The organism is Agromyces sp. NPDC058064, assembly GCF_042885275.1.
Classification (GTDB): domain Bacteria; phylum Actinomycetota; class Actinomycetes; order Actinomycetales; family Microbacteriaceae; genus Agromyces.
This window is the reverse complement of sequence record NZ_JBHVSE010000006.1, coordinates 255,548-268,625: the sequence shown is the minus strand read 5'-3', so window position 1 is coordinate 268,625 and position 13,078 is coordinate 255,548. Positions and strand designations below refer to the sequence as shown.

General features: G+C 73.7%; 12 protein-coding genes and 1 riboswitch. Of the genes, 6 read left to right on the top strand and 6 right to left on the bottom strand.

Going from position 1 to position 13,078, the window contains the following annotated elements; all coding sequences use genetic code 11:
- Positions 1-72 precede the first annotated feature (72 nt).
- Positions 73-1,773, bottom strand: coding sequence for an LVIVD repeat-containing protein (locus tag ACFVSL_RS18205; protein WP_386942409.1), 1,701 nt, complete (start codon positions 1,771-1,773; stop codon positions 73-75).
- Positions 1,774-2,090: 317 nt separating this feature from the next.
- Positions 2,091-2,663: a dihydrofolate reductase family protein gene (locus ACFVSL_RS18200; protein ID WP_386942407.1), complete on the bottom strand. Its 573-nt coding sequence runs from the start codon at positions 2,661-2,663 to the stop codon at positions 2,091-2,093.
- A 108-nt stretch (positions 2,664-2,771) separates the two neighbouring features.
- A riboswitch (TPP riboswitch) is annotated at positions 2,772-2,867 on the top strand.
- On the opposite strand from ACFVSL_RS18200, the gene thiM reads away from it, so the two are divergent.
- The 4 genes from thiM to ACFVSL_RS18180 all read left to right on the top strand — a co-directional run bounded on the left by thiM (position 2,858) and on the right by ACFVSL_RS18180 (position 7,390).
- On the top strand, positions 2,858-3,769 hold the full coding sequence (gene thiM / locus ACFVSL_RS18195; protein ID WP_386942406.1) for a hydroxyethylthiazole kinase: 912 nt from the start codon (positions 2,858-2,860) through the stop codon (positions 3,767-3,769). It overlaps the preceding riboswitch by 10 nt.
- Entirely contained in the window at positions 3,766-4,428 is a 663-nt protein-coding gene (thiE, locus tag ACFVSL_RS18190; protein WP_386942404.1) for a thiamine phosphate synthase, read from the top strand. Before thiM ends, thiE begins: the two co-directional genes overlap by 4 nt.
- Positions 4,425-6,068, top strand: a complete 1,644-nt coding sequence (locus tag ACFVSL_RS18185; protein ID WP_386942402.1) for a bifunctional hydroxymethylpyrimidine kinase/phosphomethylpyrimidine kinase — start codon at positions 4,425-4,427, stop codon at positions 6,066-6,068. Before thiE ends, ACFVSL_RS18185 begins: the two co-directional genes overlap by 4 nt.
- Entirely contained in the window at positions 6,065-7,390 is a 1,326-nt protein-coding gene (locus ACFVSL_RS18180) for an MFS transporter (RefSeq protein ID WP_386942400.1), read from the top strand. Before ACFVSL_RS18185 ends, ACFVSL_RS18180 begins: the two co-directional genes overlap by 4 nt.
- A 109-nt stretch (positions 7,391-7,499) precedes the next feature.
- Here ACFVSL_RS18180 and ACFVSL_RS18175 read toward each other — a convergent pair whose 3' ends face one another.
- Both ACFVSL_RS18175 and ACFVSL_RS18170 read right to left on the bottom strand, forming a co-directional pair.
- On the bottom strand, positions 7,500-8,006 hold the full coding sequence (locus ACFVSL_RS18175; RefSeq protein WP_386942398.1) for a hypothetical protein: 507 nt from the start codon (positions 8,004-8,006) through the stop codon (positions 7,500-7,502).
- A gap of 469 nt (positions 8,007-8,475) precedes the next feature.
- On the bottom strand, positions 8,476-8,847 hold the full coding sequence (locus ACFVSL_RS18170; RefSeq protein ID WP_386942396.1) for a winged helix-turn-helix transcriptional regulator: 372 nt from the start codon (positions 8,845-8,847) through the stop codon (positions 8,476-8,478).
- Between the two features lie 93 nt (positions 8,848-8,940).
- On the opposite strand from ACFVSL_RS18170, the gene ACFVSL_RS18165 reads away from it, so the two are divergent.
- Together ACFVSL_RS18165 and ACFVSL_RS18160 are read left to right on the top strand one after the other, a co-directional pair.
- Positions 8,941-9,795, top strand: coding sequence for an SDR family oxidoreductase (locus ACFVSL_RS18165; RefSeq protein ID WP_386942395.1), 855 nt, complete (start codon positions 8,941-8,943; stop codon positions 9,793-9,795).
- Positions 9,796-9,941: 146 nt separating this feature from the next.
- Positions 9,942-11,000, top strand: a complete 1,059-nt coding sequence (locus ACFVSL_RS18160; protein ID WP_386942393.1) for a DUF389 domain-containing protein — start codon at positions 9,942-9,944, stop codon at positions 10,998-11,000.
- A gap of 28 nt (positions 11,001-11,028) precedes the next feature.
- Here the strand turns inward: ACFVSL_RS18160 and ACFVSL_RS18155 are convergent, their stop codons facing one another.
- A complete protein-coding gene (locus tag ACFVSL_RS18155; protein ID WP_386942391.1) occupies positions 11,029-11,859 on the bottom strand; it encodes an alpha/beta fold hydrolase in 831 nt (276 codons plus the stop codon).
- Between the two features lie 157 nt (positions 11,860-12,016).
- Positions 12,017-13,015: a type I glyceraldehyde-3-phosphate dehydrogenase gene (gene gap / locus ACFVSL_RS18150; protein WP_386942389.1), complete on the bottom strand. Its 999-nt coding sequence runs from the start codon at positions 13,013-13,015 to the stop codon at positions 12,017-12,019.
- Between the last annotated feature and the right edge of the window lie 63 nt (positions 13,016-13,078).

The following is a 13,078-nucleotide window of genomic DNA, read 5'->3' as shown; positions in this document are numbered from 1 at the left end:
AACGGGCCCGGCGGTCGTCGACCGCCGGGCCCGTTCGGGGTGAGGGGGCCGTCACCCGGCCCCCTCACCGATTCATCCGAAGGTCGCCGCCAGCGCGGTCAGCCCCTGCACGACGTTCGAGTCGACCGGAGCACCCGACTTGCGCGCCGCGTTGTCGAGCTGCGCGACGACCGCGCGGCCGGCGGCCGAGCCATCCGCCAGCTTCTCGGCCTTGTCGACGTGCTTGCGCACCTCGGCGAGCGCCGCACCGCTCAGGCTGCCGTCGCGCTCGGCCTGGTCGATGTACGACCGCGCCACCGCGAAGCTCGGCTCGTGCACGATGGTGGTCTGCATCTGCGCGTTGAACTCATCGAGCTGCACCTCGCCGGCCGCCTCGATCTCGTTCGCCGACATCTGCTCGCTCACCGCGAGGCCCATCGTGTCGAAGCCGCGCGCGATCTCGCTGCCGAGCACGTTGCCGTTGTACCAGTACGTCGACCAGTAGCCGCCGAGCGAGAGCACGTCGGCGTCGATCGGGCCGCGGTCGAGGTACGCGATCTCGGTCGGGTTGGCCGTGTCGGTGAAGTCGATGATCGACAGACCGCCCTGGTACCACGCCTGCACCATGATGTCGCGACCCGGCACCGGGACGAGCGAGCCGTTGTGCGCGACGCAGTTCTCCTGCACCGTCTGCGGCACCGGCAGCTTGTAGTAGCTCGCGAACTCGAGCTTGCCGTCGACGATGTCGAACAGCGCGTTCGCGCCCCACTGGGGCTGGTCGGTCGCACGGCAGCGAGCGCCGGTTCCGCCGCCCCACTCGTCGGTGAAGATGACCTTCGTGCCGTCGTTGTTGAACGTCGCCGAGTGCCAGTACGAGAAGTTCGGGTCGGCGACGGCGTCGACGCGAACGGGGTTCACCGGGTCGCTGATGTCGAGCAGGATGCCGTTGCCCTGGCACGCACCCGCCGCGAGCCCGATCTCGGGGTACGCGGTGATGTCGTGGCAGGTGTTGGTGTTCGGCGTCGGGCTGTAGACCGTGCCGCTCGGGTGCATCTGCCCCCCGAGGGTGTTCTGCAGGCCGTTGTACGCGCCCGTGTCGGGGTTGGTGAAGATGCGCGGCTGGCTGACGACCGCGGCCTCCTCGGGGGCGTCGAGCGGCACCTTGATGACGTCGATGCGCCACTGCGTCGGGTCGCCCGAGGTCACCGGCTCGGCGGTCAGCGTCGCGTTCTGGCAGCCCGCGAGCTCGAGCGGCGAGCGCACGCCGGACGTGCCCGAGTTGTAGATGTAGATGTTCTCGGCATCGTCGGGGTCGGTCACCACGGTGTGCGTGTGCGATCCGCGGCAGGTCTGCACGCCCGGCAGCTGCACCGGGTTATCGATGTCGCTGATGTCGAAGATGCGCACGCCGCGGAACCGCTCGGGGTTCACCGGGGTGTTGCCCGTGCCCTGCGTGCCGCAGTCGATGCGGCCGAGGCCCTGTTCCACCGACATGAACAGCAGGTCGCCGTACACCGAGACGTCGCCCTGCCCGCCCGGGCAGAGATACGACTTCTGCAGTACGGGCGCCGCCGGGTCGGAGACGTCGTACACCTGGAACCCCTGGTAGCTGCCGACGACCGCGTGGTCGCCGGTGAATGCGAGGTCGGAGTTGATGGAACCCGCGGCGAACGGGCCGGCGCCCGGCGTGCTCGACAGCAGGTCGATGCCGCTCGTCGCGAGCCCGGCGTCGAAGAGCCCCGCCGGCAGGTCGACACGGGGGTCGTCTTCAGCGACCGCCGCGGTGGCGGTCATCAGGGATGCGCCGAGCAGCAGCGCTCCGGCGGCGGCGAGTGCGCGTGTTCGCCCTCGCGGGGGTCGGTGGTGGAATCTCATCGCTGGCCCTCATCTCGTCGTGACTGAACTTCGTCGTTGCAACACGCGATCGAGCCATCCGATGGACGGGCGGCCACACCCCCGTGCCCGCCCGCGGCCCCGGAAGGCCGACCAATTCCCCCAACGTATCGAGAAAGGCGCGGTCGGCGCAGCAGAAATCTCGGCCCGGCAGGACGGACGGCACGGGGAGCGCGGCGGCGGCGGACGGTTGGCGCCCGCCGCCGCCCCGCGCGAGCTCAGCGCGCCACGTCGTAGACGGCCTTCACGATGCCGTTCGAGTAGGCCTCGTGCTCGACGAGGTCGAGCTTCGCGGTCAGCCCGGGGTCGTCGCCGAAGAGCCGCTTGCCGCTGCCGAGCAGCACCGGGAACACGAGCAGGTGGTAGCGGTCGACGAGTCCGGCCGTCGCGAGGCCCTGCGCGAGCGTGGCGCTGCCGTGGACGATGATCGGCCCGCCGTCGCCCTCCTTGAGCTCGGCGACGTCGTCGAGCGTGCGCAGCACGTGGCAGTTCTGCCACTCGGGCAGCAGGGTCTCGTCGGTCAGGGTCGAGGAGACGATGTACTTCGGCATCGCGTTGTACTCGGCGAACTCGTCGACCATCGTCGGCCAGACCGGGGCGAACTCGTCGTAGCTGACCCGGCCGAGCAGCATCGCCCGAGCCTCGAGCTGCTCCGAGCCCTTGATCGCGTACGCCTCCTCGACGAAGGGCACCTCCTTGAACGTCCAGCCGGCACGCGGGTGCGAGCCGCCGCCGGGAGAGTCGACGACGCCGTCGAGGCTGATGAACTCGCTGACGATGAGGGTGCGCATGAGGTGTCCTTTCGCGGCGACGGGATTTCCGTCTCATTGTGGCGTCGAACGGGAACGACCGCGATCGACATCGGCCACGAGATTCCTTCGGGCTGCACTAGGCTCGCTCGCAGTGACACGGGGTGCCGCGCTCGCGCGGCTGAGATCACACCCGTCGAACCTGATCTAGTTCGGACTAGCGAAGGGATGTCGCCATGAGCGCGCGCCTGTACGACCCTGCCCACTCGAGCGCACTGCGGCTCGATCGACTGCGCGAGAGCCCGCCGCTCGTGCAGTGCATCACGAACACGGTGGTGACGAACTTCACGGCGAACGCGCTGCTCGCCGTCGGCGCCGCCCCGGCGATGGTCGACATCGTCGGCGAGGCGGGCGCGTTCGCGCGCGTCGCGAGCGCAGTGCTCGTGAACCTCGGCACGCCGAATCCCCAGCAGCGGGATGCCGCCCGCGAAGCGGTCGCCGCCGCTCGCGAGGCGGGGACGCCGTGGGTGCTCGACCCCGTCGCGATCGGCGCGCTGCCGATCCGCACGGCCCTCGCGCACGAGCTCGTCGAGTTCGGGCCGACGGCGATCCGGGGCAACGCGAGCGAGATCCTGGCGCTCGCGGGCGACGGCGCCGGCGGTCGCGGCGTCGACGCCGCCGACTCGACGGAGGCCGCGGCCGGTGCCGCAGCCCTGCTCGCCGAGCGCTTCGGCGCGGTCGTCGCGGTGTCGGGACCGGTCGACCTCATCACCGACGGGGCGCGCACGGCGCGCATCGCGAACGGCGACGCGCTGCTCACCCGGGTCACGGGCGGCGGCTGCGCGCTCGGCGCGGTGACAGCGGCGTTCCTCGCCGCGGGCGACGACCCGTTCGAGGCGACCGTCGCGGCGAACCTCGTCTACACCGTCGCCGCCGAGCTCGCGGCCGAGGGTGCGAGCGGCCCCGGCAGCTTCGCGCCCCGGTTCGTCGACGCGCTCGCGGCGGTCGATGCGGCGGCGCTCGTCGGCCGCGCGCGGGTCGCGGTCTCCCCCGCCGACGACGCGGATGACCCTGCCCCTGCCCCGGCCCCTTCGCCGGGCGCGGGCGACGCCCCGCTCGAGGTCGCGGCAGCGGGAGCCGGCGCATGACCGCCCGCACGGCCCTCGACCTCTCCCTCTACCTCGTCACCGACCCGGTGCTCTGCGGCGAGCGCGGCGTCGTCGACGTCGTCGCCCGGGCCGTCGAGGGCGGGGTGCGGGTCGTGCAGCTGCGCGACAAGCACGCCGAGGCATCCGCGATGCTGGCGCAGCTCGAGGCCCTCGCCGAGGCGATCGACGGGCGCGCGACGCTGCTCGTGAACGACCGGCTCGACGTCGCGCTCGCGGCGCGCGCCGCCGGCGTGCGCGTCGACGGCGTGCACCTCGGCCAGGGCGACGCGGCCGTGCTCGACGCCCGCGAACGGCTCGGCGCCGACGCGATCGTGGGGCTCACGGCGAACAGCCGCGCCCACCTCGACGCGGTGGCCCGTCTGCCGCGCGGCACCGTCGACTATCTCGGCGTCGGGGTGATCCGGCCGACGTCGACGAAGCCCGACCACCCGCCGGCGCTCGGCGTCGACGGCTTCGCGCGGGTCGCCGCCGAGGCCGAGCTGCCGTGCGTCGCGATCGGCGGCATCGGGCTCGCCGACCTCGCCCCGCTCCGTGAGGCGGGCGCCGCGGGCGTCGCCGTCGTCTCGGCGCTCTGCGCGGCCGACGACCCCCGTGCCGCCGCAGCCGAGTTCGCGACCGAATGGGAGGTCGCCCGATGACCGCGCGCGTGCTCAGCATCGCCGGCAGCGACCCCTCGGGCGGCGCAGGGATCCAGGCCGACCTCAAGTCGATCGCCGCGGTCGGCGGGTACGGTATGGCCGCGATCACGGCGCTCACCGCGCAGAACACTCGGGGCGTGCGCGCGGTGCACGTTCCGCCCACGGCGTTCCTCGCCGAGCAGCTCGAGGCGATCGCCGACGACATCGGGATCGACGCGGTGAAGCTCGGCATGCTCGCGAACGCCGAGGTGATCGGCGTGGTCGCCGAGTGGCTCGGCCGGGTGCGGCCGCCCGTCGTCGTGCTCGACCCCGTGATGGTCGCGACGAGCGGCGACCGGCTGCTCGCGCCCGAGGCCGAGCGGGCGATGCGCGAGCTGCTGCCGCTCGCCGACCTCGTGACGCCGAACCTCGCCGAGCTCGCGGTGCTCGCCGGGCTCGGCCAGGAGGCGCCGGCCGCGGACGGCGAACTCGGCACCCCCGCTCCCCCGGTCGCGGCCACCTGGGCCGAGGCGATCGCACAGGCCGAGGCCGTCTCGGCCCGGTTCGGCGTGCGCGTGCTCGCGAAGGGCGGGCACCTCGGCGGCGACACGGCGCCCGACGCGCTCGTCGACGCCGCGGGTGCGAGCCTCGTCGAGTTCCCGGGCGAGCGCATCGCGACGACGGCGACGCACGGCACCGGATGCTCCCTCTCCTCCGCGATCGCGACGCTCGCCGCGAGCGGCGGCACGGGCGACCGCGCGAGCAGCACCGTGCGCGAGGCCGGCGGCGACGACCCGTGGGTCGCGGCCGTCGCCGAGGCCCGTCGCTGGCTGCGCGAGTCGCTGCGGCACGGCGAGGCCCTCGAGGTCGGCGGCGGGCACGGCCCGATCAGCCACTTCGCCGGGCTCTGGTCGCGCGGCGGCACCCGCACCGCGCCCACCCCGGCCGAGGTCGAGCACGAGTGGTGGGCGTCGATCCGCGGCATCCGCGACGACATCGACGCACTGCCCTTCATCCGCGGCCTCGCCGACGGCACGCTCGCCCGCGAGCCGTTCCTCGGGTACCTCACGCAGGACGCCCACTACCTCCGCGACTACGCCCGCGTGCTCGCCGAGGCCTCACGCCTCGCACCGGATGCCGCGGGGCAGGCCTTCTGGGCGGACTCGGCCCACGGCTCCATCGTCGGCGAGCTCGAACTGCACACGGGGTGGCTCGGCCGCGAGGCCGGCACCGGGGCATCCGCACCGCCCGATGCGACGACGACGGCCTACCTCGACCACCTGCTCGCGACCGCCCAGCGCGGCGAGCACGCCGTGCTGATCGCGGCGCTGCTGCCGTGCTTCTGGATCTACACCGACCTCGGCGAGCGGCTCGCCGCGGGAGCGTTCGGCGCGGCGGCACTCGACCCGGCGCACCCGTACGCCTCGTGGCTCGCGACCTACGCCGACCCCGGCTTCGCCGTGGCGACGCGCGAGGCGATCGGCTTCGTCACGCGGGCCGCGGCGAGCGCGGCGCCCGAGCAGCGCGAGCGGATGCACCGCGCCTTCGTCGCCTCGTCGCGGCACGAGCTCGCGTTCTTCGCGGCGCCGCTCGCGGCGCGGCGCGACACGGGTCTGCCCGCCGGGACCGTGCACGAGTCGGCGACGGCGGTGACCGCGTGAGCGGGGGCGCCCCGGTCGCGGCGCCGGCTCCCGACGCCCGCGCCGCCGAGCCCGCGCCGCCGCCCGCCGACGCGGCCCGCGGACGCCGCGCGCTCGCCGCGGCCGCCTTCGGCACCGTGCTCGAGTGGTACGACTTCTTCCTCTACGGCACCGCGGCGGCGCTCGTCTTCCCGACGCTGTTCTTCCCGGCCGACGACCCGCTCACGAGCCTGCTGCTGTCGTTCGCCGTGTTCGCGACCGGGTTCGTCGCCCGCCCCCTCGGCGGTCTCGTCTCCGGCTCGCTCGGCGACCGCTTCGGACGCCGCCGCGTGCTCGTCGCGACGCTGCTCGCGATGGGCATCGCGACGGCGCTCATCGGGATGCTGCCGACGCACGCGCAGATCGGGGCGCTCGCGCCGATGCTGCTCGTCGCACTGCGCCTCGTGCAGGGCCTCGCGACGGGCGGCGAGTGGAGCGGGGCCGTGCTGCTCGCCCTCGAGCAATCGCCGCTCCGGCGCGGGTTCCGCGGCGCGTTCATCTCGAGCGCGGTCTACGTCGGACTCATCCTCGGCAACCTCGCCTTCGTGGTGCTCGTCGCCGTGCTCGACGAGCAGGCGCTCCTCGACTGGGGCTGGCGGGTGCCGTTCGTCGCGAGCCTCGTGCTCGTCGCGATCGGGTGGTGGCTGCGCCGACGGGTCGACGAGTCGCCCGAGTTCCTCGCGGTGCTCGAGGCCCGTCGTGAGGCGCGACGGCCCGTCGCCGAGGTCCTGCGGCGGCCGCGCGGCATCCTCGCCGTGTTCCTGGTGCGCGTCGGGGTGAACACGACCTTCTACGTCGTCTCGGTGTTCTGCCTGAGCTACGCGTCGACGGTCGTCGGGATGCCTCGCGAGACCACCCTCACGGCCCTCCTCGCCGGGGCCGCGGTCGCCGCGGTGCTGTGCCCGGTGTGGGGCGCGCTCGGCGACAAGATCGGCCCGCGCCGGCTCGTCGTCGGCGGCCTCGTGGCGTTCGCCGTGCTCGCCGGGCCCCTCTTCCTCGTGCTCGACACCGGGTCGGCGGCGCTCGTCGTCGGCATGGTCGTCGTCGCGATCGGCATCGTGAACTCGGCGGCCGACGGCGTGCAGCCGGCGTACTTCACCGCGATGTTCGACGCACGGGTGCGCTACTCGGGCATCTCGATCGGGCGCGAGGCGGGCGCGATCGTCGGCGGCGGGCTCGCGCCGCTCGCGGCCACCGCGCTGCTCGCCTGGTCGGGGCACTGGTGGCCGATCGCCGTCATGATGGCCGTCGCGGCCGCGGTCGGGCTCGTCGGCACGGCGATCGCGCCGCGGGCGGCGCGCTGAACGGGCGCGGTGAGCGGGCCGGCTGAGCTGGCGCCTTCCGCAGATCGACGACGAAGCCCCCGACCGCTGCGGCCGGGGGCTTCGTCGTCTCACCGCGAGGCGAGCACGGTCACCTCGGGCAGGCCCAGTAGCCCTCGCCCTCGTACACGTACCAGACGAGCGTCTCGCCCGGGCAGGGCCCGCAGCCGTCGTCGTCGCGCGGGCCCTCGGTGGGCTGCGGCACGGGTGCGCTCTCGACGGGCGCCTCGACGGCGGGGGCGGCTGCCGCAGGAGCCGACTCGACGTCGGACTCCGCCTCGACCCATTCCTCGACGTCGGCGGTCTCGGCCTCGGCTGCTGCTGCGGCGTCGGCCGCGGCCCGCTCGGCGGCCAGGCGCGCCGCCTCGGCCTCGGCGGCGACGCGCGCGGCCTCCGCGGCCGCCGCGGCCTCGCGCGCCTCACGGTCTGCGGCGGCCGCCGCCAGGAAGGCGGCGGTGTCGTGCTCGGGGTTCGCGCTCGGCGACGTCGAGGACGCCGCCGCGGCTGTGGAGGTCGGCGCATCGACGGCGAGCGAGTTCGCGGTCGGCATGAGCGCGGCGCCGAGTGCGAGCGCGGCGATGATGGCGAGTGATCTCATCTGACGGTCCAATCGTGGTAGGGATGATCGTGCTGTCATGCGGTGGTGCGGTGTGGGGGCTGGTGCGTGGTCCGTCGCGACGAGCCGGCGATGAGATCGGGTTGCGCGGCTCGCGGGCGTGATGACGGGCCCGCCTGGGTCGACGACCGGGGTCGTCGCACGGGGCGCTCGGCTCAGGTCGGATCGCGACCCGGGTGCGCGGGCATGCGCATGGCGGCCGGATCGGCCTGAGGGGCGCCCCGGGCCCCGTTCCTCGCAGAGGAGAACACGCCCACCCCTCACCCGCTCAGGCGATCAGTCCCCCCGACCGCGCTGCCCCCGAAGACCTCGTGGGTCTTGCCTGCTTGCGTCCATCGTGGCGCGACGAGGCCCCGACTCGTGCGCGAATCGCTGGGAGTCGGGTTTTCGGGCCGACGTGACGCGGTCGCGTCGCGCGGGCGCGAGCGGGCGATCGAACCGCGCGGGCCGCTCAGCCCGCGCTGCGAGCGACGATCGCGTCGGACTCGCGGGCCACCCATCCGACGAGGGGCAGCATGTGCTCCATGAGGTCGCGGCCGAGCGCGGTGAGCGCATAGTCGACCCGCGGGGGCACCTCGGGGTGGGCGGTGCGCAGCACGAGCCCGTCGGCCTCGAGGGTGCGCAGCGTCGAGGCGAGCATCTTCTCGCTGATGCCCTCGACCTCGCGGCGCAGCTCGCCCCAGCGGTGCGTGCCGTCGGTGAGCGCGAGCAGCACGAGCACGCCCCACTTGCTCATGATGTGGTCGAGCACGACGCGCGTGGGGCACCCGTCGGTGAAGACCTCGCCCGACTGAGCCCGGATCTCCGCAAGACTTACCGTCATGCGGGTACCTTACTTTAAAGTGGGTACCGCTGCTTGGGAAGGTGTTGGGGCGGCATCCGGTTCTCTTCCCGTGAACCCCACGGAAGGAACACCATGACCATCCTCGTCACCGCCGCCTCCGGCCAGCTCGGCCGCCTCGTCGTCGACGCGCTCCTCGACCGCGGCGTCGCCCCGGGCGAACTCGTCGCCACCGCACGCGACACGTCGAAGCTCGCGGATGCCTCGGCGCGAGGCGTGCGCACCGCCGAACTCGACTACGACCGCCCCGAGACCGTCGCCGCGGCGCTCGACGGCGTCGACACCGTGCTCCTCATCTCGGGGAGCGCGCCGGGCTCGCGCGTGCAGGGCCACCGCAACGTCATCGACGCGGCGACCGCGGCGGGCGTCTCGAAGCTCGTCTACACGAGCGTCCCCCAGGCGACGACGGCCGAGTTCGTGCTCGCGCCCGACCACAAGGCCACCGAGGAGGCGATCGCCGCCTCCGGCATCCCGGCGGTCATCGCCCGGCACAACTGGTACACCGAGAACTACACGAGCGACGTGGCCCGTGCGGCCGAGACGGGCGTGATCGCCGCGAGCGTCGGCGACGGCCTCGTGGCGAGCGCCACCCGTGCCGACCTCGCCGCCGGCCTCGCCGCCCTGCTCACCGACGACGGGCACGTCGGCGAGGTCTACGACTTCACCGGCGAGACCGCCTGGTCGTACGAGGAGCTCGCGGCCGCGGCATCCGAGATCACCGGCCGCGAGGTCGTCTACACGGCGCTCACCCCCGAAGCCCACCTCGCGGCGCTCGAGTCGGCCGGGCTCGACGCCGGCACCGCGGGCTTCGTCGCGGGCATCGACGACGGCATCCGTCGCGGCGTGCTCGCGAACGCCGACGGCACGCTCGCCCGCCTCATCGGGCGGCCGACGACCTCGCTCGTCGAGGGCCTGCGCGCGGCCGTCTGATCGCTGTCAGCACGGCGGGCCCGTCTCCCCGCCGGAGGCGGGCCCGTTGTCATGCGCCGCCGCGACGACCCGAGAGGACGCGTCGCTCCCGCGGTCGGGGCGCTTCCGCCCGTACGCTCGCCCCAGGTCGACATGAGGGGGACTCGATGACCGCGCCCATGTACCCGCCGCCGCCGTCGGAGGCGCTCAACACGATCGAGCACATGCGCGATGCGGTGTTCTTCGACGAGCCGGGCCGCGTGCAGCGCGTGCGCCGGTTCTGGATCCTGCTCGTGCTCTCGTCGGCGATCGCCGCGAGCGGCGTCGTCGGCGACTCCACCGCCACGGTGATCGGCGCGATGATCGTCGCGCCGATGATGCTGCCGATCCAGGGCACGATGCTCGCCACCGTGCTCGGCGAGCGAGTCAACTTCGGGCGCTCGCTGCTCACGATGATCGCGGGCGCCGCCGCCGCGATCGCGATCGGCTACCTCGTGGGCCTCCTCGTCGTCGTGCCGCAGACCGCGGCGACGAACACCCAGATCGCCGAGCGGGCGACCCCCGACCTCATGAGCCTGTTCGGCGCACTCGCGACCGGTGCCGTCGCCTCGATCGCGCTCGTCCGCAAGGACATCTCGGACACGCTGCCTGGCGTCGCGATCGCGATCTCGCTCGTGCCGCCGCTCGTCGTCGTCGGCGTCGCCGCGGAGTCGGGCGACTACGCCGCGTCGATCGGCTCGCTGCTGCTCTTCGTCGCGAACGTCGCGGCGATCCTCGGCACCGGGGTCGTGGTGATGGCGTTCTACCGGGTGCAGCGCTGGGGGTCGTTCCCGCTCGGCGAGGCGACGCCCCCGGCGACGACGACGACGACGGCGACCGGCACGATCCGGCCGCTCGCGACGGTCAACCGGCGCCGCTCGCACATCACGATCGCGGTGCTGCTCGTGCTCATCGCGATTCCCCTGACCATCTCGACCTACCGCACGGTCACGGCCACGATGGCGTCGTCCGACGTCGACACGGTGGCACGGTCGTGGGCCGATGCCCAGGATCTCGAGGTCCTCGACATCGCGGCCGAGTCGCCGGGCTACGTCGTGCGGGTGACCGGGGGCGACGCGATGCCCGACGTCTCGTCGCTGCGCAGCTCGCTCGAGGCCGACGACGTCGACCCCGCGACGGTCGTCGTCGAGTGGGTGCCGACCACCCGCGTCGTCGTCGGCGACTGAGCGCCGGCGAGTCGCCCCACCCGCGAGGTCAGCGCGAGCGGAGCCATCCGGCGAGGGCCGAACGGAACGCCTCGGGCTGCTCGACCCACGGGTAGTGCCCGCACCCTTCGAGCCACTGCAGCTCGGCGCCGATCGCCTCGGCGTACGCCTCGACGGTGCGCACCCCGACGAGGATGTCCCCGTCGCCGGCGATCACGAGCGCCGGCCGAGCGGGGGCGGCAATGATCCGTTCGACCGCATCGCCGGGGATGTCGGTGAAGTACGCGTCGAGCGCCGCGAGCGACCACCCGCCGACCGCGGCGTGCCGCCGCTCTCGATCGGTCCAGCGGGCGTAGCCGGCCGGCCCCTCGATCTCCCGTGCCCGTTCGAACTCCGCCTGATCGCGGGGGTCGGGCCCGGTGAGCGAGTCGAGCGCCCGGTCGACGAGCGGGTCGTTCCGGCGCCGTCCGATCTCGAGGCTGTCGCGCGGCGCGTCGGTGAACCAGGCCGCGGCGGGCGTGATGAGCGCGAGGCTGCCGACGCGCTCGGGCGTGCGCGCCCACGCGGCGAGGGCGAGCCGGGTGCCGGCGGAGTGCGCGACGACGTCGACGGCAGGGAGCCCGAGGTGGTCGGCCAGGTCGACCAGGTCGTCGGCGTCGGTCCACCAGCCGCGCGAGAGGCCGCCGGTGGTGGGGGTGCCGCGCGGATGCAGCACCGCGAGGGCGCGCCCCGCGGCGTCGGCCGCGCCCGCCAGGTCCTCGAGGTACTCCGCGCCCCGGCACGGTCCGCCGGGAACGACGATCGCTGAGGCATCCCCGTTCGACGAACCGATGAGGTGGTAGGCGATCGGTCGTCCGTCACGGGCTTCGAAGGTCAGCACCCGCCCGACGATAGCCGAAGCGCGTCGTGCCCGACGCCGGGAGGACGCCGGAACGCGAACGGGCCCGCCTCCGAGGAGGCGGGCCCGTTTCTGCGGCGCGGGGCAGGGGGTGCGCCGCAGTTCCGCGCACCGAGCGGCGGCGGGGTCTGCGTGGGGACTAGCCCGCGAGCAGCGTCAGCGAGTCGATGACGCGGTTCGAGAAGCCCCACTCGTTGTCGTACCAGGAGACGACCTTGATGTGCTTGCCGTCGACGCGGGTCAGCTCGGAGTCGAAGATCGACGAGTGCGGGTTGCCGACGATGTCGCTCGAGACGAGCGGCTCCTCGGAGTACTCGAGCACGCCCGCGAGGGGGCCCTCGGCGGCGGCCTTGTACGCGGCGAGCACCTCGTCGCGCGTGACCTCCTTCGAGACGGTCGCGTTGAGCTCGACGATCGAGCCGACGGGGATCGGCACGCGCATGGCGTCGCCGTTCAGCTTGCCGTCGAGGTTCGGGAGCACGAGGCCGATGGCCTTCGCCGCGCCGGTCGACGACGGGACGATGTTCTCGGCCGCGGCGCGCGCACGACGGGGGTCGGAGTGCGGCGCGTCCTGCAGGTTCTGGTCCTGCGTGTAGGCGTGCACGGTGGTCATGAAGCCGTGCTCGATGCCGGCGAGGTCGTCGAGGACCTTCGCGAGCGGGGCGAGCGCGTTCGTGGTGCACGAGGCGTTCGAGACGATGACGTCGGTCTCGGCGTTGTACGCGTCGGTGTTCACGCCGTAGACGAGCGTGGAGTCGGCGCCCTTGGCGGGAGCCGAGACGAGCACCTTCTTGGCGCCGGCGGCGATGTGCGCCTTCGCGGCCTCCGCGTCGGTGAAGCGGCCGGTCGACTCGAGCACGAGGTCGACGCCGAGCTCGCCCCAGGGCAGCTTCGCGGGGTCGCGCTCGGCGAGGACCTTGACGCGCCGGCCGTCGATGACGAGGACGTCGCCGTCGACCTCGACGGTGCGGCCGAAGCGGCCGCCCGCGGTGTCGTACTTCAGCAGGCGCGCGAGCTCGGCGGGGGAGGTCAGGTCGTTGACGGCGACGAGGTCGAGGTCGGCGTCGCGCTCGACGAGTGCGCGCACGACGTTGCGTCCGATGCGTCCGAAGCCGTTGATGGCGATGCGGGTGGTCATGGCGGGGAAGGGTCCTTTCATTCCGCGATGGTTCCACTCTCGCCCCGGGATGCCTCGCGCGCG

Excerpts from the sequence above, each read along its gene's own strand:
- ACFVSL_RS18205 (WP_386942409.1), bottom strand. The coding sequence starts at position 1,773 with ATGACCGCCACCGCGGCGGTCGCTGAAGACGACCCCCGTGTCGACCTG.
- ACFVSL_RS18200 (WP_386942407.1), bottom strand. The coding sequence starts at position 2,663 with ATGCGCACCCTCATCGTCAGCGAGTTCATCAGCCTCGACGGCGTCGTC.
- thiM (WP_386942406.1), top strand. The coding sequence starts at position 2,858 with ATGAGCGCGCGCCTGTACGACCCTGCCCACTCGAGCGCACTGCGGCTC.
- thiE (WP_386942404.1), top strand. The coding sequence starts at position 3,766 with ATGACCGCCCGCACGGCCCTCGACCTCTCCCTCTACCTCGTCACCGAC.
- ACFVSL_RS18185 (WP_386942402.1), top strand. The coding sequence starts at position 4,425 with ATGACCGCGCGCGTGCTCAGCATCGCCGGCAGCGACCCCTCGGGCGGC.
- ACFVSL_RS18175 (WP_386942398.1), bottom strand. The coding sequence starts at position 8,006 with ATGAGATCACTCGCCATCATCGCCGCGCTCGCACTCGGCGCCGCGCTC.
- ACFVSL_RS18170 (WP_386942396.1), bottom strand. The coding sequence starts at position 8,847 with ATGACGGTAAGTCTTGCGGAGATCCGGGCTCAGTCGGGCGAGGTCTTC.
- ACFVSL_RS18165 (WP_386942395.1), top strand. The coding sequence starts at position 8,941 with ATGACCATCCTCGTCACCGCCGCCTCCGGCCAGCTCGGCCGCCTCGTC.
- ACFVSL_RS18160 (WP_386942393.1), top strand. The coding sequence starts at position 9,942 with ATGACCGCGCCCATGTACCCGCCGCCGCCGTCGGAGGCGCTCAACACG.
- gap (WP_386942389.1), bottom strand. The coding sequence starts at position 13,015 with ATGACCACCCGCATCGCCATCAACGGCTTCGGACGCATCGGACGCAAC.